The following is a 17,657-nucleotide window of genomic DNA, read 5'->3' as shown; positions in this document are numbered from 1 at the left end:
GCACATCCTCACGCGGCGCCGACGAATCCACCAGGAGCCCTACGAGCGCCCCGGCGCCCCGTCGAGCGCCCTGTCGCCGAACATCCCGCCGAGCAGCTCCCGCAGCCCCGCCCGCACCTCGTCCAGGCTCGGCACCTCCGCGTTGAAGGACCCGGCCACGCAGCTGAACATCAGCCCGTCCGCCCAGGCGACCAGCATCAGCACATGCCGCGCCGGGTCGGTGGAGCCCAGCGCCGTCACCAGGCCGGTGAGCTGGTCGCGGAAGCGGGCGCCGGTGGCGTCGTAGAACGCGCGCAGCGCGGGGCGCCGGGTGGCCTCCAGGGCGAGCTCGTAGCGGGCGACGACCAGTTCGCGGTTGCGGGTGAGGGAGCGGTGCACCGCCAGGGCGAGGCCGTCGACCAGGGAGTCGAGCCCGCCGCTCGGGTCCGGCATTTCGTGCAGGGCGAGGACCCGGGCCTCCCGCTCGGCGTGCCGGCGCACGGCGAGTTCCAGCAGCGCCTGGCGGGTGCGGGCCACGTTCGAGGTGGAGCCCTGGGGGAGTCCGGCCGCCTCGTCCACCGCCCGGTGGGTCAGCCCGCGCATCCCGCGCTCCGCGAGCAGGGCGAGGGCGGTGTCGGCGACGAGGTCGGCGCGGGAGGCGCCCGTGGTGCGTACGGACATGCCGCCCAACCTACCCGCCTCACTACATCCGTAGTACTGTCGACGCAGAGGCACTACGGATGTAGTGAAGCGAGAGGACGAGGGGATCCCATGGCACCGTCACCCACCCCGCTCCGAGCCGTCGTCATCGGCGGTGGCATCGGTGGCCTGACCGCCGCCGTCGCCCTGCACCAGAGTGGCTGGCAGGTCACCGTCCTGGAACGCGCCCACTCCCTGGCCCCGGTCGGCGCCGCCATCTCCCTCGCCCCCAACTCCCTGCGCGCCCTGGACGTCGTCGGCCTCGGCGACGACATCCGCGCCCTGGCGGCCTGGCAGGGCGACGGAGGGCTGCGCACCCCGGGCGGACGCTGGCTGTCCCGGACCAGTGCCACTGCCGCGGCCGAGCGCTTCGGCGGCCCCCTGGTCCTGCTGCACCGCGCCACCCTCGTCGAGGCCCTCGCCGCGCGCCTTCCCGAGGGCTGCGTCCGTACGTCCGCCGCCGCGACCCTCGCCGACCCCGGAGACGCCGACCGCCCGGCCCGGGTCACCACGCCCGGCGGCGGGTGGGAGGCCGACCTGGTGGTGGCCGCCGACGGCGTCAACTCCGCCGTACGCCGCACCCTGTTCCCGGACCATCCGGGGCCCGAGTACGCCGGATTCACCACCTGGCGGGTCGTCGTCCCCGTGCCCGGCGTGCCGTTCGCCTCGCACGAGACCTGGGGGCGGGGCCGGATCTGGGGCACGCACCCGCTCAAGGACGGCCGTGTCTACGCGTACGCGGCCGCCGTCACGCCCGCCGGGCAGCACGCCCGGGACGACGAGAAGGCCGAGCTGGTACGGCTGTTCGGCGACTGGCACGCCCCGATCCCCGCCGTGCTCGCCGCCGCCCGCCCCGAGGACGTGCTGCGCCACGACGTGCACCACATCGCCGAGCCGCTGCCCGCGTACCACCGCGGCCGGGTGGCGCTCGTCGGCGACGCCGCCCACGCGATGGCGCCGACCCTCGGCCAGGGCGGCAACCAGGCCGTCGAGGACGCCGTCGTCCTCGCGCTCACCCTTCCCGGCTCCGCCGGCACAGGGGGGAGCCTCGTCGTCGCCGACCTCGCCGCGTACACCGCCGCCCGGCTGCCCCGTACGACGGCCATCGCCCGCCAGGCCGTGAAGGTCGCGCGGCTGAACATGATGCGCAACCGCGTAGGCAGGGCCACGCGCGACGCCGTGATCGCCGCCCTGTCGAAGGCCGGACCCGCGTTGTTCCTGCGCGGCTTCGACGGCATCGCCGACTGGCGGCCGCCGGGGCCCCCGTATGCTTCCGAGCGGACCCCAGCAGGCAAGCAGTGAAGGAGCCCCCGTGAAGGTCGGCTGCATCGGACTCGGTGACATCGCGCAGAAGGCGTACCTGCCGGTGCTCGGGGTTCAGCCCGGGGTCGAGCTGCACCTGCAGACCCGCACGCCCGCCACGCTGGACCGCGTCGGCGACAGCCTCCACCTGCCCCGCACGCAGCGCCACAGCACCCTGGACGCGCTCCTCGCCCAGGACCTCGACGCCGCCTTCGTGCACGCGCCCACCGACGTGCACCCCGAGATCGTCACCCGGCTGCTGGAGGCGGGCGTCCCGACGTACGTCGACAAGCCGCTGGCCTACGAACTCGCCGACTCCGAGCGGCTGGTGGCGCTCGCCGAGGAGCGGGGCGTGAGCCTCGCCGTCGGCTTCAACCGGCGGCACGCGCCCGCCTACGCGCAGTGCGCCGAGCATCCGCGCGAGCTGATCCTCATGCAGAAGAACCGGGTCGGGCTGCCGGAGGATCCGCGCACGATGATCCTGGACGACTTCATCCACGTCGTGGACACCCTGCGCTTCCTGGTGCCGGGCCAGATCGACGACGTGACCGTGCGCGCCCGCACCGAGGACGGACTGCTGCACCACGTCGTGCTCCAGCTCGCCGGGGACGGGTTCACCGCGATCGGGGTGATGAACCGGCTCAGCGGCTCGGCCGAGGAGATCCTCGAGGTCTCCGGGCAGGACACCAAGCGGCAGGTGATCAACCTCGCCGAGGTGATCGACCACAAGGGCCAGCCGAGCCTGCGGCGGCGCGGCGACTGGGTGCCGGTCGCCCGGCAGCGGGGCATCGAGCAGGCGGCGCTGGGCTTCCTCGACGCCGTGCGCGCCGGCAAGCCGCTCAGCGCCCGGGACGCGCTGGCGACCCACGAACTGTGCGAGCGGGTGGCACTCGCCGTTCTGGAGCGCTCCGGCGGGGCCGCCTGACGGACCGCCCGCCCTCGGCCAGGCCCAGGGCGAGCAGCACGAGTCCGGCGAGGTACACCGGCCAGGCGCCCAGGCGGGCGTAGAGCGTGACCCCGTCGGCCAGCGGCACCTCGTACACACGCGCGGTGCTCGCGTCCGTTCCGACCGGTCCGACCGGCGGGCCGATGCGCCGGCCCTCGGGGCCGTACACGGCCGAGACGCCGGTCAGGGTCGCGTGCACCATCGGGCGGCCGGTCTCCGCGGCGCGCAGCGCGGCCAGTGAGGCGTGCTGCGCGGGCGCCCAGCTCTGCTGGAACGTCGAGGTCGCCGACTGGGCGACCAGGACGTCGGCGCCGTCGCGCGCCAGGCTGCGGCTCATGTCGGGGAACGCCGACTCGAAGCAGACCATCGGGCCGACCCGCAGCCCGCCGCCGACGTCCATCACGACCTGCCGGCTGCCACGCCTGCGGTCCTCGGCGGCGGCCTCGCCGACGGAGGTCGCCCAGCCGAGCAGCGAGCGGAACGGGACGTACTCGCCGAACGGGACCAGCCGCATCTTGTCGTACCGGTCGCCGGTCGGGCCGTCCGGGCCGATGAGCACGGAGCTCTTGTAGATGCCGGGCCGGTCCGAGCGGCGGGCGTCCACGTTGACCAGGACCGGGGCTCCGGTCTCCCGGGACAGCGCCGCGATGCGCCGGGCCAGGTCGGGCCGGTCGCCGAGGTCGTGGCCGACGCTGCTCTCACCCCAGACGACCAGGTCCACGGCCTGGCCGGCCAGCTGCCGGGTGAGCTGTTCCTCGCGGTCGAACCGGGGCCCGGGGCCGGGGACGACACCGGGCTGCACGAGGGCCACCCGGGTCTCACCGCCGACGTGCGGGCGCGGCGCCCAGGCCCAGGCGGCCGACGCGGCCACGACGGTGGCGAGCAGCGCGGCCAGGGCGGGAGTGCGCGAGGGGCGCACCGCGACGAGCACGGCGACCGCGACGTTGACGGCCACCAGCAGCAGGCTCAGCAGCCACACCCCGCCCACCGAGGCCAGCCGGAGCGCCGGTTCCACCTGCCACTGACTGGCGCCCAGCATCCCCCAGGGGCCGCCCAGACCCTGCCAGGACCGCACCAGCTCGACCGTCAGCCAGCCCGACGGCAGCACCAGCAACGCGGCCACGATCCGGCCCGGCGAGGGCGCTCCGCCGAGGAACCGGCGGACGAGCCAGGCCCACGGCGCCCACAGCACGCCGAGCAGGGCCGCGAGGACGAACGTGAACACGTGCAGGTTGGGCAACAGCCAGTGGTGCACCGCCAGTACGAAGCCGAAGCCGCCCCACCAGCCGTCGTACAGCGCACGCCGCCCGGTCGGCGCGGTGCGGACGAGCAGGAGCCAGGGGACCAGGGCGACGTAAGCGAACCACCACAGGGACGGAGCCGGGAAGGCGAGCATGGGCAGGGCGCCCGCCACCGCGGCGACCGCGGAGCGCCGCCACGGGGAGTCGAGCCAGCGGCCCAGCGTCTTCATGCGGCGCCTCCCTACCGTGGATCCCAGTGTGCGCGCAGCCGGCGATCTCGGTACAGAGGTGCCCGCTCAGTTGATCACATGTACCCCGGAGCCCTCGGACACACGCCGCCACTTCTCCCGCACGATCACCTCGCGCAGTCGCCAGCCGTCGTCCGTGCGCCGCAGCCCGAACGCGTACCGCCCGCCGCACACGACGTCGGGCGCCGCCGCGCCGTCACCGCGCAGGCGCATCGGACTGACGTAGTCGGCCTGGACCTGGGCGGTGTCCCCGGTGTCCCGCTCCAGGACCCCGAACCGGACCCGGCGGTTGACGATGAGGTGCTGGCGCACGGCGTACGCCCGCATGCTCTCGGCCAGCCACGCGGCGACCCTCCCGGCGTCCCCGTCGATGCCGCCGGCCGAGCGGTAGTCCGCCCGCCCGTCCGGGGTGAACAGCTGCCGGTACGCCTCCCAGTCGCCGTCGTCCACCGCCACGGCGTAGTCGGTGACCAGACCGTCGACGGCCAGCCGGTCCATCACGGTCGCGAGCTCCACGCGCTGCGTCATCGGCTCAGTGTTGGGCACGGGGCGGGCCGCGCCAAGAGGGCGTGCCGTGATATTCGGTGGTCGTGGTCCCACCGCGTCCGCGAGGCCGTCCGGCGTGGACGACCGGACCGGCGAGCCGGAGCGCATGCCGCGTCCGAGCCCGTCACACGGATGCCACGCTCACCGTCCACCAGGCGTACCCCCCCGGCATCGGGCGACCGGTGGCCCGCGACGGCCGCTTCCCCGCCACCTGCAAGCGCGAGCCCGAACCTGTGGGGCGCCTCTGCTCGGTGGCTCCGTGGCGGCGGAGGACCGTCCTGCGGGGTGTCGCGGCACTTGCGAGGGCTGCCGGACCCTGCGCAGGGACGTGCGTCCGGGCCGGCGGACGCCGTTCGGATCACCCGGCGCTGCCCTTCGGGTGATGGCCGGACGCCTCACGAGCCGGACAGTCGTCGCAGGGGTACGACCTCTCGGCGAAGGGCAGATCCAGAACGCCGTAGGGAGCTTCGCCATGTATGCAGCAGTCCGGCGGTACGAAGGGGTGACCGATCCGGCCGAGGCGGCACGTCTTGTGAACGAGGGGTTCGTGCCGCTCATGCGCCGGGTGTCCGGCTTCGTGGCCTACTACTGGATCGATGCCGGGGACGGCGTGATGGTCTCGACCAGCGTCTTCCAGGACCGGGCCGGTGTCGAAGAATCGATCTCGAGGGCTGCGGACTTCGTGCGGGACAACCTTGCGTCACTGCTGCCCAACCCTCCCGAGGTCATGGCCGGCGAGGTGGTGGCTTCCGCATGACGGCGTTCGGTGCCGTCGGCCGCGAAGAGGGCTGTGAACCGAGGCGCCCTGGACGCGGACGTGCCGGCCGGTGGGCGCCGTCGGGCGGGCTCAGCCGCTGTCGCGCAGGCGCTGGAAGGCCGTCGGGGTGGGTCTGGACGGCAGGAAGTCCCTGATCAGGCGGGCGCATTCGGCGGGATCCGCGACGCCGGTGTCGCACTCGACGTCGTAGACGCCGTGCGCGTGGACCTGCCGCAGCTGGCGCGCGGCGAGACCCGGCGGCCGGTTGCCGCGCTCGCGCTCCCGCCGCTCCAGCTCGTCCGGGGGGCAGTGCACGCCGACGAGGACCACGTCCCGCGGATCGAAGAGCGACAGACAGTCTCTGAGTCGCCACTCGGCGCTGAGGATGTGGTCCATGACGACGTTGTTGCCGGCGGCGGCCATGCCCGCGACCGCGCGGTGGTAGCCCTGCCAGGTGCGGTGCAGGACGGTGTCGAGCTCCTGCGGCGGCACGGGGGCGTGGGACCGCATCGCGTGGAAGGCGTCGACGGGCATGTGGAAGTACGGCTCGTCGAGCATGCGCAGCAGTTCGGTCGCGATGCTCGACTTGCCCGAACTGGACGTGCCGTTCAGGAAGATGATCAGGCCACGGCGCGGTGGCACCTCGGTGAGATGTCTCATGGACATCGGTCCGGCACTTCGGGATCCCGTCCTCAGGCCGCCTCGACGACCTCGCCGCGGATCGCCGCGGCCCACTCGACCACCAACAACTCGTACTCCGCCCGCTCCCGTGCCGACAGCGAGCCGCCCGCGCGCAGCCACAGCGCCCGGATCCGCTCGTTCACCTCGGCGGCGGACCGCACGGAACCAGAGGTCATGACATCGGGGGACATGCGGGCAAGCCTAGGCGCAAGCACTGACACTGCGCTACCGCACTGCTACTCCAGCCGTAGGGACCCGGCCAAGGAGTGACGGCCCCGGGGATCGACCCCCGGGGGCTGCCGGCCCCGGGGGATCGAGCCCGAAGGCCGCCGAGTCAGCCTGCCGACTCCGCCGCGTGCGGACTGAGCACGCCGAACGTCACCAGGGCGATGATGACGAGGCCGAGTGCGACGCGGTACCAGACGAACGGCATGAAGCTCTTCGTCGAGATGAACTTCATGAACCAGGCGATCACCGCGTAGCCGCTGACGAAGGCGATCACCGTGGCGAAGACCGTCGGCCCCCATGACACATGGCCGGTCTCCATGGCGTCTTTGAGCTCGAACAGTCCGGAGGCGAGCACCGCCGGGATGGCGAGCAGGAACGAGTAACGGGCCGCGGCCTCACGGTTGTAGCCCATGAACAGGCCGCCGGTGATGGTCGCGCCGGAGCGGGAGACGCCGGGCACGAGCGCCATGGCCTGGCAGAGGCCGAAGATGAGGCCGTCGCGCACGCCCAGTTCCTTGAGCGTCTTGCGCTCCTTGGCCGCCCGGTGGCGTCCGCCGGTCTCGTCGCGCGCCGCGATCCGGTCGGCGATGCCCATGATCACGCCGACCACGATCAGCATGGTGGCGGTGATGCGCAGATCACGGAACGGCCCGACGATCTGGTCCTTGAACGTCACGCCGAGCACGCCGATCGGTATCGAGCCGACGATCACCAGCCAGCCCATGCGCGCGTCGTGGTCCTTGCGGTACGCCTTGTCGTAGAGCGACCGGGTCCACGCCGCCAGGATGCGCCCGATGTCCTTGCGGAAGTAGATCAGCACGGCTGCCTCCGTGCCGATCTGGGTGATCGCCGTGAAGGCGGCGCCGGGGTCCTCCCAGCCGGAGAAGGCCGCGGTCAGGCGCAGGTGCGCGCTGGAGGAGACGGGAAGGAACTCGGTCAGCCCCTGGACGAGTCCGAGGATGAGTGATTCGAACCAAGACATGGATTTACGGAGTCCAAGTGCCGATCGTGGAACGGACGGAGGACACACCGGGCCCCCGCGCGCGGTGATCGGGTGTGTTGAGGGGCAGCGTAGCGTCCCGCTCCGAGACGCCCGACACAGGGGTTTGCCCGGCGCACCAGGAGGTGCCCGCACGACCGGCCCACGGATCGTCCACGCGCACGGCGACCGGATCACCGTCGTGGAACCCGCCGCGGGCGTCGAGCTGTTCGCCTACGTCTACCGGCCCGAGGCGGCCCGGGAGGCTCCGAAGCCGTATCTGCACCCCGTGCGGACCCTGGGCGACGCGGTCGTCACGACTCGCAGACGTACGCCGCCGCCACCACTACCCCGGTGGACGCGCCGGTCGCCGAGCAGGAGCGCGTGGTCCGCGCCCGGCGCGACCTCACTCTGGAGGGCTCCCGTGCGCTGCGCGCCTCCGGTCCCGGAGCGCCGGCCGCGTTCCACCGGGCCGCGTCGGCGCTGGTACGGCCCCGGCTCGCCGAGGCAGCGGCCGCGGCGACGGGTGAGCAGCTCGACCGGCTGGAGCGGGGTCACGTGTCCCAACTCGCGGGGGCGGTCGTGCGGGCGGAACAGCCGTCGGCGCGCGGCAGGTTCGGCATGTGCGGACGGCTGGACGTGTACTCCGCGCACGAGGTGCGTCGATCCGCGGCGCCTTTCACGCGGTCCAGGGGGGCCTTTCACGCGGTTGAGGGGCGTCGTTCGCGCGGTTCGGCGGTGTCGTTCACGCGGTTGAGGGGCGTCGTTCGCGCGGTTGTGGGGCGACGGGCAGGCCCCGGCCGGGACTACGCCGCCGTCGGGCCGGTGACGGTCCAGCCCGGGGACTGGGGGTGCGGGGTCAGGTCCTCGTGCTGGACCGGGTCGCCGCAGGCCCGGCAGGTGACGAGCGGGACCAGTTCATGGCCGCACGCGTGCTCGACGACCATGGGGCGGTCGTCCCGGCGCAGATGGCGGTTGCCCCAGTCCATGAGGGTGAGCAGCACCGGCTCCAGTTCGAGGCCCGCACGGGTGGGCTGGTACTCGAAGCGCTGCGGGCGCTCGCTGTAGGCCCGCTTGGTGAGGATGCCGGCGTCGACCAGGCGGCGCAGCCGGGTGGCCAGGATGTCGCGCGGGGCCCCGATGTTGCGCACCAGCTGGTCGAAACGCCCGTTGCCGAGGCACACCTCCCGCAGCACGAGCAGCGAGTACTTCTCGCCGACGAGCGCCAGGGCGTCGGCGATGGAGCAGGGGCGCGGGTCCTTCGTGGCGGCCATGCGGCCCAGTCTAGGTGAGGGTTTGATTTTCCAACTGACCGAGCTATGGTGAGTTCGGATTTCCTACTCACTGGTAATCGCTCCGGCGGCCAAGGAGGCCCGCAGCATGCGTGACGCAGTCATCGTCGAAGCCGTACGCACGCCGATAGGCAAGGGCAAGCCCAACGGTTCGCTCGCGCACGTCCACCCCGTCGAACTCCTCGCCCACACCCTGCGCACCCTCGTCGAGCGCTCCGGCGTCGACCCGGCGCTGATCGACGACGTCATCGGCGGCACCGTCGACCAGGTCGGCGAGCAGGCCATGAACACCACCCGGTACGCCGTGCTGTCTGCGGGCTTCCCCGAGACGGTCCCCGCGACGACCGTGGACCGCCAGTGCGGCTCCTCCCAGCAGGCCGTGCACTTCGCCGCGCAGGGCGTGCTCTCGGGCGCGTACGACCTCGTGGTCGCCTGCGGCGTCGAGTCCATGAGCCGCGTGCCGATGTGGTCGAACGTCCCGCCCGGCAAGGACCCGTTCGGCCCCGGTGTCGCCGAGCGCTACCCCGAGGGCCTCGTCCCGCAGGGCATCAGCGCCGAGCTGATCGCCGCCAAGTGGTCGATCACCCGCGAGCAGATGGACGCCTTCGCCGTGTCCTCGCACCGCAAGGCGGCCGCGGCCTGGGACGGCGGTCTGTTCGACGCCGAGGTCGCGCCCCTGGACGGGGTCGCGCGCGACGAGTGCGTACGCCCGGACAGCACGCCCGAGACCCTGGCCGGCCTCAGGCCCGCGTACCACGACCCCGGGTTCGCCGAGCGCTTCCCGCAGATCGAGTGGAACGTCACCGCGGGCAACGCCAGCCCCATCAACGACGGCGCCTCCGCCGTGCTCATCACCTCGAGCGAGACCGCCGCCCGGCTCGGCCTGCGCCCCCTCGCCCGGCTGCACAGCTTCGCCGTCACCGGCTCCGACCCGCTGCTGATGCTCACCGGCGTCGTCCCGGCGACCGAGAAGGTGCTGCGCAGGGCCGGTCTGACCCTGGACGACATCGACCTGTTCGAGGTCAACGAGGCGTTCTCCAGCGTCGTCCTCGCCTGGCAGCAGGAGACCGGCGCCGACCTGGCCAAGGTCAACGTGCACGGCGGCGCCATCGCCCTCGGGCACCCGCTGGGCGCGAGCGGCACCCGGCTGACGACCACGCTCGTGCACGCCATGCGGGAGCGCGGCGCCCGCTACGCCCTGCAGACGATGTGCGAGGCGGGCGGGCTGGCCAACGCGATGATCCTGGAAGCCCCGTAAGCCCCCTGACCGGTGGTCAGCCGCGCAGGTGGTGGCGCTTGCGCCAGGCCACCACCGCGCCCGCCACAGCTGGGACGGCGATGGCGGCCATCGCGATCAGGAACACCGGCGACGTGGGTGTCGAGGCGCGGGCGCCCGCGACGACGTACGCGGCGGTGTTCGGCAGCGAGCCGAGCGCCGTCGCGAGCAGGAACGGCAGCCAGCCCATTTTCGAGACGGCGGCGCAGTAGTTCGCCGCCCAGAACGGCACGCCCGGGAACAGCCGCACCGCCAGCATGGAGCGGAAACCGTGCCGGCTGAACTGCCGGTCGACGCCCTTCAGGAACCTGCCGCGCAGCAGCGGGCGCAGCGCGTCCTGGCCGAGGAACCGGCCGAGCCCGAAGGCGAGCCCGGCGCCGATGACCGAGCCGCCGACCGCCGCGGCGATGCCCAGTTCGGAGCCGAACAGCGCGCCCGCCGCCAGGTTGAGCAGGGGGCGCGGCACGAACGCCACGGTGATCAGGCCGTACGCGACCGCGAAGACGAGGGCGGCCACGAACCCGCCGAGCTGCGGTGGCCAGCCGTGCGCGAGCAGCCGCTGCGGCTCGAAGAGCAGCACCGTCGCCGCGGCCCCGACCAGCAGGGCGACCAGCACGGAGAAACGGGCCCAGGGCGAGAGCAGGAGTCTCGCACAGCGGGCGGCGAGGCCGAGGCGGACGGCCGCGGCGCCGGTGGGGACGGGGACGGCGGCCGTGGGGACGGGGACGGCGGCCGCGAGTTCGGTGGCGGTGGCCCGGGGAGAGGCCGGTGCGGTGCCCCCAGAGCGGGTGTGGGCATCGAGCATTCAGTGACACTAACCGACAAATATGTGTGATCGCCGTATGGTTCGTCTCATGAGCGTCACAGGTGCGGGAACGGTGGGTGTCCCGCGCAGCACCCTCGCCGACACGCTGCTGGAACGGCTCACCGCCACGTACGGCGCGGCGGCCGACCCGGAGCGCGCGGCGCCCATGCGGGCGTACATGAAGGACGTCGCGCCGTTCCTCGGCCTGACCACGCCCCTGCGCCGCGCCCTGTCCCGCACCGTCGTCGCGGGCACGCCGCGCCCGGACGAGACCGCATGCGCCGCCGTCGCCCTGCGCTGCTGGCGGCTGCCGGAGCGCGAGTACCACTACTTCGCCGTCGACTACCTGCGCCGCCATGTGGGCCGCTGCTCGTCCGCCTTCCTGCCGGTGGCCCGGCAGCTCGTCACCACCGTCCCGTGGTGGGACACCGTCGACCCGGTCGCCGCCCATGTCGTGGGCCCACTGGTCGCCGCCGACCCCGCGCTGAAGGCGGAGATGGACGCCTGGATCGTGGACGACGACCTGTGGCTCGTCCGCACGGCCCTGCTGCACCAACTGCGCTACCAGGAGCGCACCGACACCGAACGCCTCTTCGCCTACTGCCTGCGCCAGTCCGGTCACCCCGACTTCTTCGTCCGCAAGGCGATCGGCTGGTGCCTGCGGGAGTACGCCAAGACCGACCCCGACGCCGTGCGCGGCTTCCTCGCGCGCGAGCGGGGAAGGTTCGCGCCGCTGTCGGTGCGGGAGGCGCTGAGGAACATCGGGCCGTGACCACCGGCACGGGCGGGCCGGCCCGTGACCGCACCACCCGGAAAACCATTCGACGCGCCCCCGGGCGTCGGCGATGATCGACGCATGTTCCGGCACGCCTTCCTTCTCGCAGCATCCGCGGCAGCGGATGCCCAGAAGGCTGCCGTCGTGATCCTCCTGGCCGCTGTCGACGGCGCCCGAAGCTGACCCTCCCCGGATCGTCCGGCGGACCCCGCAGGGGGAGGGTCGGCGGGTTCTCGGGGTCCCGGCCACCAGCGACACGCTACGAGGTATCGCCATGCCCAAGACGGCTTACGTACGCACCAAACCGCATCTCAACATCGGCACGATGGGTCACGTCGACCACGGCAAGACCACCCTGACGGCCGCCATCACCAAGGTCCTCGCCGAGCGCGGCACCGGCACCTTCGTGCCGTTCGACCGTATCGACCGCGCCCCCGAGGAGGCGGCGCGCGGCATCACCATCAACATCGCGCACGTCGAGTACGAGACCGACACCCGGCACTACGCGCACATCGACATGCCGGGCCACGCCGACTACGTCAAGAACATGGTCACCGGCGCGGCGCAGCTCGACGGGGCGATCCTCGTCGTCTCCGCGCTCGACGGGATCATGCCGCAGACCGCCGAGCACGTGCTGCTCGCCCGGCAGGTGGGCGTCGACCACATCGTCGTCGCCCTCAACAAGGCGGACGGCACCGGCGACGAGGAGCTCATCGACCTCGTCGAGCTGGAAGTGCGCGACCTGCTCACCCAGCACGGCTACGGCGGTGACTCCGTACCGGTCGTGCGGGTGTCCGGATTGCGGGCGCTGGAGGGCGACCCGCGGTGGACGGCGTCCGTCGAGGCGCTGCTCGACGCGGTGGACACGTATGTGCCCATGCCCGAGCGGTATCTGGACGCGCCGTTCCTGCTGCCGGTGGAGAACGTGCTGACCATCACCGGGCGCGGCACCGTCGTCACCGGTGCGGTGGAGCGCGGGACCGTGCGGATCGGTGACCGGGTCGAGGTGCTCGGGGCGGACCTGGAGTCCGTCGTCACCGGGCTCGAGACCTTCGGCAAGCCGATGGAGGAGGCGCAGGCCGGGGACAACGTGGCGCTGCTGCTGCGGGGAGTCCCGCGGGACGCGGTCCGTCGCGGGCACGTGGTGGCCGCGCCGGGGAGTGTGGTGCCGAGGCGTCGGTTCTCCGCGCGGGTGTACGTGCTGTCGGCGCGCGAGGGCGGCCGCACGACGCCGGTGTCGAGCGGGTACCGGCCGCAGTTCTACATTCGTACGGCGGACGTGGTGGGTGACATCGACCTCGGTGAGGTGGGGGTCGCCCGGCCCGGCGAGACCGTGACGGTGAACGTGGAGCTGGGTCGGGAGGTGCCCCTGGAGGCGGGACTCGGGTTCGCCATGCGTGAGGGTGGGCGGACCGTGGGGGCCGGGACCGTCACCGCCGTTTCGTAGGGGTGTGCTGCGGGCGGGGGACTGCGGGCCGTGTGTGGCGGTCGCGCAGTTCCCCGCGCCCCTTACGCGGTGTCGCACCAGCCGCACAATGGAGGGGTGAACGAGGCCATTCCCGTCAGTCGTACCGTCGATCACGGTTTCGCCAAGCTGATGCCCGACGTCGACCGTGAGCGGGCCTGGCTGCTGACCGTCGACGGGGCGCCGCAGTCCTACGTCGATCTGGACGAGCCGACGCATCTGGAGTTCGAGTACGCCCGGCGGCTCGGGCACGTGCTGGACACCGTCGCGGAGGCGGAGCGGCCGGTGGATGCGGTGCATCTCGGTGGGGGTGCGCTCACCCTGCCGCGGTACGTGGCGGCGACGCGGGCCGGCTCGCGGCAGGACGTCGTCGAGGCCGACCGGGGGCTGGCGGAGCTGGTCGGCGAGTTCCTGCCGGTCGGGGCGGGCTCCGGGATCGCCGTGCACGTCGCGGACGCGCGCGGCTGGTTGGCCGGCGCCCCGGCGGACTCGGCGGACGTCGTCGTCGGTGACGTCTTCGGCGGCTCACGCGTCCCCGCCGGGTTCACGTCCGTCGGCTACGCCCGCGAGGCCGAGCGGGTGCTGCGGGCCGACGGGGTCTACACGGCCAATCTGGCCGACGCCGCGCCGTTCGCCTTCCTCCGCTCCCAACTCGCCACGTTCGCCACCGTCTTCGGGGAACTCGCGCTGATCGCCGAGCCGGGCGTGCTGCGTGGGCGCCGGTTCGGCAACGCGGTGCTGGTCGCCGCGCACCGTCCGCTCGACACGGCGGCCCTGGCCCGGCGCACCGCCGCCGACGCGTTCCCGGCCCGCGTCGAACACGGGCCCGCGCTGCGGGCGTTCATCGGGGACGCCCGGCCGGTTGCGGACGAGGACGCCGTGGCGTCACCCGAGCCCCCCGACGGGGCGTTCGGCATCGGCTGAGTCGACCGGTACCCCCATGGCCACGGGGTGGGTACGACGTCGCAGGTTCCGTACGTCCGGCACGCACAGCACCGCCGCCGTGACCACCACGACCAGCGTCGCGCAGCCCCACAGCGCCGCCGTCCGCCCGAACGCCGCCTCGGCGGGGCCCGCCAAAGCGGTCGCCAGCGGCACCAGGGCGACCGAGCCGAACCAGTCGTACGCCGACACGCGCGAGAGCTTGTCCTCGGGGACCTCCTGGTGCAGGGCGGTCATCCAGGAGACGCCGAAGATCTCCAGCGTCACGCCGGTCACGAACATCACCACGCACAGGGCCCAGGCCGGCACCGGCACCGCCAGCGCCGCGGACGGCAGGGCCAGCGGGAAGACGCAGAGGGTGCCCGCGAACAGCAAGCGGTGTGGCTTCCAGCGGGTCATCAGCAGCGCGCCCACGACCGTGCCCGCGCCGAAGGCGCCCAGCGCCAGGCCCCACGGCGCCGCTCCGCCCAGGTGGTCCCGGGCGACCAGGGGTCCGTACACCGCGTCGGCGGCCGCCACCACCGCGTTGGCGAGCGAGAACTGGACGACGACCCCCCACAGCCAGGGCCGCCCGGCGACCTCCCGCCAGCCCTCCCGGAGGTCCGCGACCAGCCCTCCGCCCGGCTCGCGCGGCGGGATGTGGCTCACGTCGAGGAAGGCCCGCAGCGCCCCGGCGACGGCGAAGGCGGCCGCGTCCGCGGCGAGCACCCAGCCCGGGCCGACCGTGGCGACCATCGCACCGCCGAGGGCGGCACCGCCCAGGGCCGCGCCCTGCATCGCCATCCGGAACACCGCGAACGCGCGGCTCACCTGCTCGCCCTGCACCGAGGACATCAGCATGCCCTCGGCGGCCGGGCTGAAGAACGCCTGGCCGGTGCCGCCCAGCGCGCTCAGCAGCATCATCTGCCACAGTTGCGGCTCGCCGGCCAGGACGAGCAGGGCGAACAGGCCCTGCGAGACGCAGTTGAGTCCGTTGGCGGCGACCATCACACGGTGCCGGGGCAGCCGGTCCGCGACCGCGCCGCCTATCAGCAGGAAGAGCACCAGCGGCAATGTGCGGGCGGCGGCCACCAGGCCCACGTCGCCGCCGTCGCCGCCCTCCTGGAGCACCGCGAACGCGGCCGCGACCAGCGCGCCGTTGCTGCCGAGGTGGGTGACGACGGCGGCGCTGGTCAGCAGGGTGTAGTTGCGGCCCGCCCAGGCGGGCCTGCGTCGGCGGAGAGCGTCGGTGGCGGTGTTCACCGACCGACTATCACCGCCCGACCCCCGACTTGCCAAACTGCTGGTCCGTCAGCCTCCGGTGGGCTCCCCGTGCAGCCGCACGGTGCTCAGGATCTGCATGATGGTCGCCTTCGGAACCTCGCCCTTGACGCCCTTGGCCCCGTAGAAGTTCCACGACACGAAGTCGCCGGCGGAGTTCTTGAAGCCGAACGTGACCGCCTTGCCGTCGCTGGCGCACTTGCCCTTCTGGGGCGTGTTCGTCGACTCCGCCCAGGCGACGCTGCCCTCGATCCCCGACTTGGTGGTGTACGGCTCGGCCTTCTCCTCGGACTTGATGCTCTTCTTGTCGGGTTGCGTGTAGCCGCCGTAGACCCACCAGGGGACCGTGTTGACGGCGACCTCGTCGGTGTCCTTGGCGCCGTCGGCACCCTTGGTGCCCACGGCCGCCAGGTGGGTGTCCTCGGTCCGGCCGTCCCTGTTCTCGTCGGTCGTGCACCACTTCGACTTGTAGTACGCGGGCGCCGACATCACGATCAGCGGTTCGGCGCTGTCCGACTTGTCGTCCTCGAAGCCGATCGTCACCCCCGGCGACTCGACCTCCCAGTCCGCCGGCACGTCGAACGCGACGCCGCGCTTGGGATTGACGACGACCTTCCAGCCCGCGATCGTCGGCTGCTCGGTCTCGTTGCTGCGCGGGTTGTCGTCCGACCCCGACGCCGACTTGCTGGGCTTGGCGGAGTCCGACGGCGACTGGCTCGCCTTCGACTTGTCCCCGCCGTCGGCCTGGTCGTCCTTGTCGCCGCCGAGCACCAGGAAACCCGTGACACCGGCGGTCAGGACCACGGCGGCGGCCGCGATGATCGCGACGAGCCTGGTCCGGTTGCCACCACCGCTCCCGCCGGGCTGCGGCTGCGCCGGCCCCATTGGCGCCGGAGTGCCCCACTGCGGCTGCTGCGCATAGGGGTTGGGCTGCTGGTACCCGGCCTGCTGGTACGGGTTCGGCTGCTGGTACCCCGGCTGCTGATACGGGTTGTTCTGCCCTTGCGGGTTCTGCTCGCCCCCGGGCGGCTGCTGTCCTGGCCACATGAGCGGTAACCCTAGTGGGGCCCCGGACACGATTCGGTCACCGGGCTTTGTCAGGGACGTAGCAATCACGGTCTCGGGGGCCGATGTTCGGCCGCGCCGTGCCGGGCCGCTCGCCGGCCGCACGGCAACGACGACGCGGCGATCGCCCCGTGCGTCTGGCCAGCTTGGCTACTCGCGGGTAACCTGCGGTCATGAGCGCAGATCAGATGTCGATCGGCGAGTTGCTCGCCGCCACGGTGCCGATGGTTCGGACGCTGAACCTGGAGTACCTGGAGACCACTCCGGAGAAGGCCGTACTGGCGCTGCCGGACCAGAGCGAGTACCGCAACCACGTCGGCGGGCCGCACGCGGGGGCCATGTTCACGCTGGGCGAGTCGGCCAGCGGCGCGATCGTGCTGGCCGCGTTCGGCGACCAGCTCTCGCGTGCCGTGCCACTGCCGGTGCACGCCGAGATCGCGTTCAAGAAGATCGCGCTGGGGCCGGTCACGGCCACCGCGACGCTCGGACGTCCGGCCGCCGAGGTCGTCGCCGAACTCGACGAGGGCAAGCGCCCCGAGTTCCCCGTGGCCGTCGCCATCCAGCGGGAGGACGGGGCCGTTACCACGGAGATGACCGTGGTGTGGACGCTGCGTCCCAACAGCTGAGGGGCGCGTGGTGAGGCAGGCCCCGGCCGTGCGCCGGGGCCACTCGTGCAACAGGCCCGCGGGGGTGGGCCGTTCGGCCTCGTGACAGGATGGCGCCCGCACGGGCCGAGGTCCGCACAGCGCACCGTTCACATCACAGAAGGAGAGCGAGCGGCATGGCCGTACTTGTCCTGTCCGTTGTTCTCCTGCTCGTCGTCGGCGGGTGCGTCTGCGTCGTGTGGGCGTCGCGGGGCGGCCCGCGCTGGGTGCGCGTGGTGGCGGCCGTGACGCTGGGAGCGGGTGAACTGGCGCGCCGGTCGGGGGGATCGCGCCGAGGACCGGGGGCGGACGACTAGGGGCAGGCCCTGGCGGGAGGCGTCGAGCCGGTCGGCGGGCGCTTCGCTCAGGCGGCGGGCCGCCTGCCCGAAGCCGAGGACTGGGGCGGGGCGAAGCCGAGGCCGGGGCGAAGTTGGGGGGCGAGGCCGGGGCCGGCCGCGGCGGCCTCCTCGACGACGTACTGGATGGCGGGCTTGTCGACGACCGGCAGCATCTCCTTCGGGGCACGG

Annotated in this window: 20 protein-coding genes and 2 pseudogenes; 11 read left to right on the top strand and 11 right to left on the bottom strand. The window is 73.1% G+C overall.

Annotated elements, in window-relative coordinates:
- Positions 1-39 precede the first annotated feature (39 nt).
- Positions 40-660, bottom strand: coding sequence for a TetR/AcrR family transcriptional regulator (locus IPT68_RS05750; RefSeq protein ID WP_189697134.1), 621 nt, complete (start codon positions 658-660; stop codon positions 40-42).
- 90 nt (positions 661-750) lie between these two features.
- On the opposite strand from IPT68_RS05750, the gene IPT68_RS05745 reads away from it, so the two are divergent.
- A complete protein-coding gene (locus tag IPT68_RS05745; protein WP_189697135.1) occupies positions 751-1,980 on the top strand; it encodes an FAD-dependent monooxygenase in 1,230 nt (409 codons plus the stop codon).
- 10 nt (positions 1,981-1,990) lie between these two features.
- Entirely contained in the window at positions 1,991-2,905 is a 915-nt protein-coding gene (locus IPT68_RS05740; RefSeq protein ID WP_189697136.1) for a Gfo/Idh/MocA family protein, read from the top strand.
- Here IPT68_RS05740 and lnt read toward each other — a convergent pair.
- Together lnt and IPT68_RS05730 are read right to left on the bottom strand one after the other, a co-directional pair.
- Positions 2,820-4,397 (bottom strand): apolipoprotein N-acyltransferase, encoded by a 1,578-nt coding sequence (gene lnt / locus IPT68_RS05735; protein ID WP_189697137.1) that lies wholly within the window; start codon positions 4,395-4,397, stop codon positions 2,820-2,822. The two genes, IPT68_RS05740 and lnt, sit on opposite strands and share 86 nt — an antisense overlap.
- Positions 4,398-4,463: 66 nt before the next feature.
- Entirely contained in the window at positions 4,464-4,943 is a 480-nt protein-coding gene (locus IPT68_RS05730) for a nuclear transport factor 2 family protein (protein WP_189697138.1), read from the bottom strand.
- Positions 4,944-5,433: 490 nt separating this feature from the next.
- Between IPT68_RS05730 and IPT68_RS05725 the strand changes: the two genes are divergently transcribed.
- Positions 5,434-5,718, top strand: coding sequence for a hypothetical protein (locus tag IPT68_RS05725; protein WP_189697139.1), 285 nt, complete (start codon positions 5,434-5,436; stop codon positions 5,716-5,718).
- 90 nt (positions 5,719-5,808) lie between these two features.
- On the opposite strand, the gene IPT68_RS05720 is transcribed toward IPT68_RS05725, so the two are convergent.
- The 3 genes from IPT68_RS05720 to IPT68_RS05710 form a co-directional block, all read right to left on the bottom strand.
- Positions 5,809-6,378 (bottom strand): chloramphenicol phosphotransferase CPT family protein, encoded by a 570-nt coding sequence (locus IPT68_RS05720; RefSeq protein ID WP_189697140.1) that lies wholly within the window; start codon positions 6,376-6,378, stop codon positions 5,809-5,811.
- A gap of 32 nt (positions 6,379-6,410) precedes the next feature.
- Complete coding sequence (locus tag IPT68_RS05715) at positions 6,411-6,590, bottom strand: hypothetical protein (protein WP_189697141.1); 180 nt, start codon at positions 6,588-6,590, stop codon at positions 6,411-6,413.
- A 143-nt stretch (positions 6,591-6,733) separates the two neighbouring features.
- Positions 6,734-7,609: an undecaprenyl-diphosphate phosphatase gene (locus IPT68_RS05710; RefSeq protein WP_189697142.1), complete on the bottom strand. Its 876-nt coding sequence runs from the start codon at positions 7,607-7,609 to the stop codon at positions 6,734-6,736.
- 124 nt (positions 7,610-7,733) lie between these two features.
- Here IPT68_RS05710 and IPT68_RS33870 point away from each other — a divergent pair.
- Positions 7,734-7,934 (top strand): annotated as a pseudogene (locus IPT68_RS33870) (DUF6807 family protein); the annotation flags it as partial.
- Positions 7,925-8,251 (top strand): annotated as a pseudogene (locus IPT68_RS33865) (cupin); the annotation flags it as partial. The pseudogenes IPT68_RS33870 and IPT68_RS33865, both read left to right, overlap by 10 nt.
- Positions 8,252-8,412: 161 nt before the next feature.
- On the opposite strand, the gene IPT68_RS05700 reads toward IPT68_RS33865, so the two are convergent.
- Positions 8,413-8,880, bottom strand: a complete 468-nt coding sequence (locus IPT68_RS05700; protein WP_189697143.1) for a winged helix-turn-helix transcriptional regulator — start codon at positions 8,878-8,880, stop codon at positions 8,413-8,415.
- Between the two features lie 106 nt (positions 8,881-8,986).
- Here IPT68_RS05700 and IPT68_RS05695 point away from each other — a divergent pair, with 106 nt between their 5' ends.
- Positions 8,987-10,156 carry a thiolase family protein gene (locus IPT68_RS05695; protein WP_189697144.1) on the top strand — a complete coding sequence of 390 codons (1,170 nt, stop codon included), beginning with the start codon at positions 8,987-8,989 and terminating at the stop codon, positions 10,154-10,156.
- 16 nt (positions 10,157-10,172) lie between these two features.
- Here the strand turns inward: IPT68_RS05695 and IPT68_RS05690 are convergent, their stop codons facing one another.
- Positions 10,173-10,979 (bottom strand): TVP38/TMEM64 family protein, encoded by an 807-nt coding sequence (locus IPT68_RS05690; RefSeq protein ID WP_189697145.1) that lies wholly within the window; start codon positions 10,977-10,979, stop codon positions 10,173-10,175.
- Positions 10,980-11,028: 49 nt separating this feature from the next.
- Here IPT68_RS05690 and IPT68_RS05685 point away from each other — a divergent pair, with 49 nt between their 5' ends.
- The 3 genes from IPT68_RS05685 (at position 11,029) to IPT68_RS05675 (ending at position 14,143) form a co-directional block, all read left to right on the top strand.
- Positions 11,029-11,751, top strand: coding sequence for a DNA alkylation repair protein (locus tag IPT68_RS05685; protein WP_189697146.1), 723 nt, complete (start codon positions 11,029-11,031; stop codon positions 11,749-11,751).
- Positions 11,752-12,028: 277 nt separating this feature from the next.
- Positions 12,029-13,201, top strand: coding sequence for an elongation factor Tu (gene tuf, locus IPT68_RS05680; RefSeq protein WP_189697147.1), 1,173 nt, complete (start codon positions 12,029-12,031; stop codon positions 13,199-13,201).
- Positions 13,202-13,297: 96 nt separating this feature from the next.
- Positions 13,298-14,143, top strand: a complete 846-nt coding sequence (locus IPT68_RS05675; protein ID WP_189697148.1) for a spermidine synthase — start codon at positions 13,298-13,300, stop codon at positions 14,141-14,143.
- Here IPT68_RS05675 and IPT68_RS05670 read toward each other — a convergent pair.
- Together IPT68_RS05670 and IPT68_RS05665 are read right to left on the bottom strand one after the other, a co-directional pair.
- Positions 14,105-15,403 carry an MFS transporter gene (locus IPT68_RS05670; RefSeq protein ID WP_228040284.1) on the bottom strand — a complete coding sequence of 433 codons (1,299 nt, stop codon included), beginning with the start codon at positions 15,401-15,403 and terminating at the stop codon, positions 14,105-14,107. The two genes, IPT68_RS05675 and IPT68_RS05670, sit on opposite strands and share 39 nt — an antisense overlap.
- A 48-nt stretch (positions 15,404-15,451) precedes the next feature.
- Positions 15,452-16,468: a hypothetical protein gene (locus IPT68_RS05665; protein ID WP_189697150.1), complete on the bottom strand. Its 1,017-nt coding sequence runs from the start codon at positions 16,466-16,468 to the stop codon at positions 15,452-15,454.
- Between the two features lie 206 nt (positions 16,469-16,674).
- Here IPT68_RS05665 and IPT68_RS05660 point away from each other — a divergent pair, with 206 nt between their 5' ends.
- Both IPT68_RS05660 and IPT68_RS05655 read left to right on the top strand, forming a co-directional pair.
- Positions 16,675-17,112: a DUF4442 domain-containing protein gene (locus IPT68_RS05660; RefSeq protein ID WP_129797489.1), complete on the top strand. Its 438-nt coding sequence runs from the start codon at positions 16,675-16,677 to the stop codon at positions 17,110-17,112.
- 155 nt (positions 17,113-17,267) lie between these two features.
- A complete protein-coding gene (locus IPT68_RS05655; protein ID WP_189697151.1) occupies positions 17,268-17,447 on the top strand; it encodes a hypothetical protein in 180 nt (59 codons plus the stop codon).
- Between the two features lie 47 nt (positions 17,448-17,494).
- Here IPT68_RS05655 and IPT68_RS05650 read toward each other — a convergent pair whose 3' ends face one another.
- Positions 17,495-17,641 (bottom strand): hypothetical protein, encoded by a 147-nt coding sequence (locus IPT68_RS05650; RefSeq protein ID WP_189697152.1) that lies wholly within the window; start codon positions 17,639-17,641, stop codon positions 17,495-17,497.
- Positions 17,642-17,657 lie beyond the last annotated feature (16 nt).

Source organism: Streptomyces chromofuscus, from assembly GCF_015160875.1.
Taxonomy (GTDB): Bacteria; Actinomycetota; Actinomycetes; order Streptomycetales; family Streptomycetaceae; genus Streptomyces; species Streptomyces chromofuscus.
Note: the sequence above shows the minus strand (reverse complement) of the source record. Positions and strands in the feature narration are given on the sequence as shown.

Bases quoted from the DNA above. Each gene is read 5' to 3' on its own strand.
- IPT68_RS05710 (WP_189697142.1), bottom strand. From the start codon at position 7,609: ATGTCTTGGTTCGAATCACTCATCCTCGGACTCGTCCAGGGGCTGACC.
- IPT68_RS05725 (WP_189697139.1), top strand. From the start codon at position 5,434: ATGTATGCAGCAGTCCGGCGGTACGAAGGGGTGACCGATCCGGCCGAG.
- tuf (WP_189697147.1), top strand. From the start codon at position 12,029: ATGCCCAAGACGGCTTACGTACGCACCAAACCGCATCTCAACATCGGC.
- IPT68_RS05660 (WP_129797489.1), top strand. From the start codon at position 16,675: ATGTCGATCGGCGAGTTGCTCGCCGCCACGGTGCCGATGGTTCGGACG.
- IPT68_RS05650 (WP_189697152.1), bottom strand. From the start codon at position 17,641: ATGCTGCCGGTCGTCGACAAGCCCGCCATCCAGTACGTCGTCGAGGAG.
- IPT68_RS05690 (WP_189697145.1), bottom strand. From the start codon at position 10,979: ATGCTCGATGCCCACACCCGCTCTGGGGGCACCGCACCGGCCTCTCCC.
- IPT68_RS05685 (WP_189697146.1), top strand. From the start codon at position 11,029: ATGAGCGTCACAGGTGCGGGAACGGTGGGTGTCCCGCGCAGCACCCTC.
- lnt (WP_189697137.1), bottom strand. From the start codon at position 4,397: ATGAAGACGCTGGGCCGCTGGCTCGACTCCCCGTGGCGGCGCTCCGCG.
- IPT68_RS05730 (WP_189697138.1), bottom strand. From the start codon at position 4,943: ATGACGCAGCGCGTGGAGCTCGCGACCGTGATGGACCGGCTGGCCGTC.
- IPT68_RS05745 (WP_189697135.1), top strand. From the start codon at position 751: ATGGCACCGTCACCCACCCCGCTCCGAGCCGTCGTCATCGGCGGTGGC.
- IPT68_RS05655 (WP_189697151.1), top strand. From the start codon at position 17,268: ATGGCCGTACTTGTCCTGTCCGTTGTTCTCCTGCTCGTCGTCGGCGGG.
- IPT68_RS05695 (WP_189697144.1), top strand. From the start codon at position 8,987: ATGCGTGACGCAGTCATCGTCGAAGCCGTACGCACGCCGATAGGCAAG.
- IPT68_RS05700 (WP_189697143.1), bottom strand. From the start codon at position 8,880: ATGGCCGCCACGAAGGACCCGCGCCCCTGCTCCATCGCCGACGCCCTG.
- IPT68_RS05750 (WP_189697134.1), bottom strand. From the start codon at position 660: ATGTCCGTACGCACCACGGGCGCCTCCCGCGCCGACCTCGTCGCCGAC.
- IPT68_RS05665 (WP_189697150.1), bottom strand. From the start codon at position 16,468: ATGTGGCCAGGACAGCAGCCGCCCGGGGGCGAGCAGAACCCGCAAGGG.
- IPT68_RS05720 (WP_189697140.1), bottom strand. From the start codon at position 6,378: ATGAGACATCTCACCGAGGTGCCACCGCGCCGTGGCCTGATCATCTTC.
- IPT68_RS05715 (WP_189697141.1), bottom strand. From the start codon at position 6,590: ATGTCCCCCGATGTCATGACCTCTGGTTCCGTGCGGTCCGCCGCCGAG.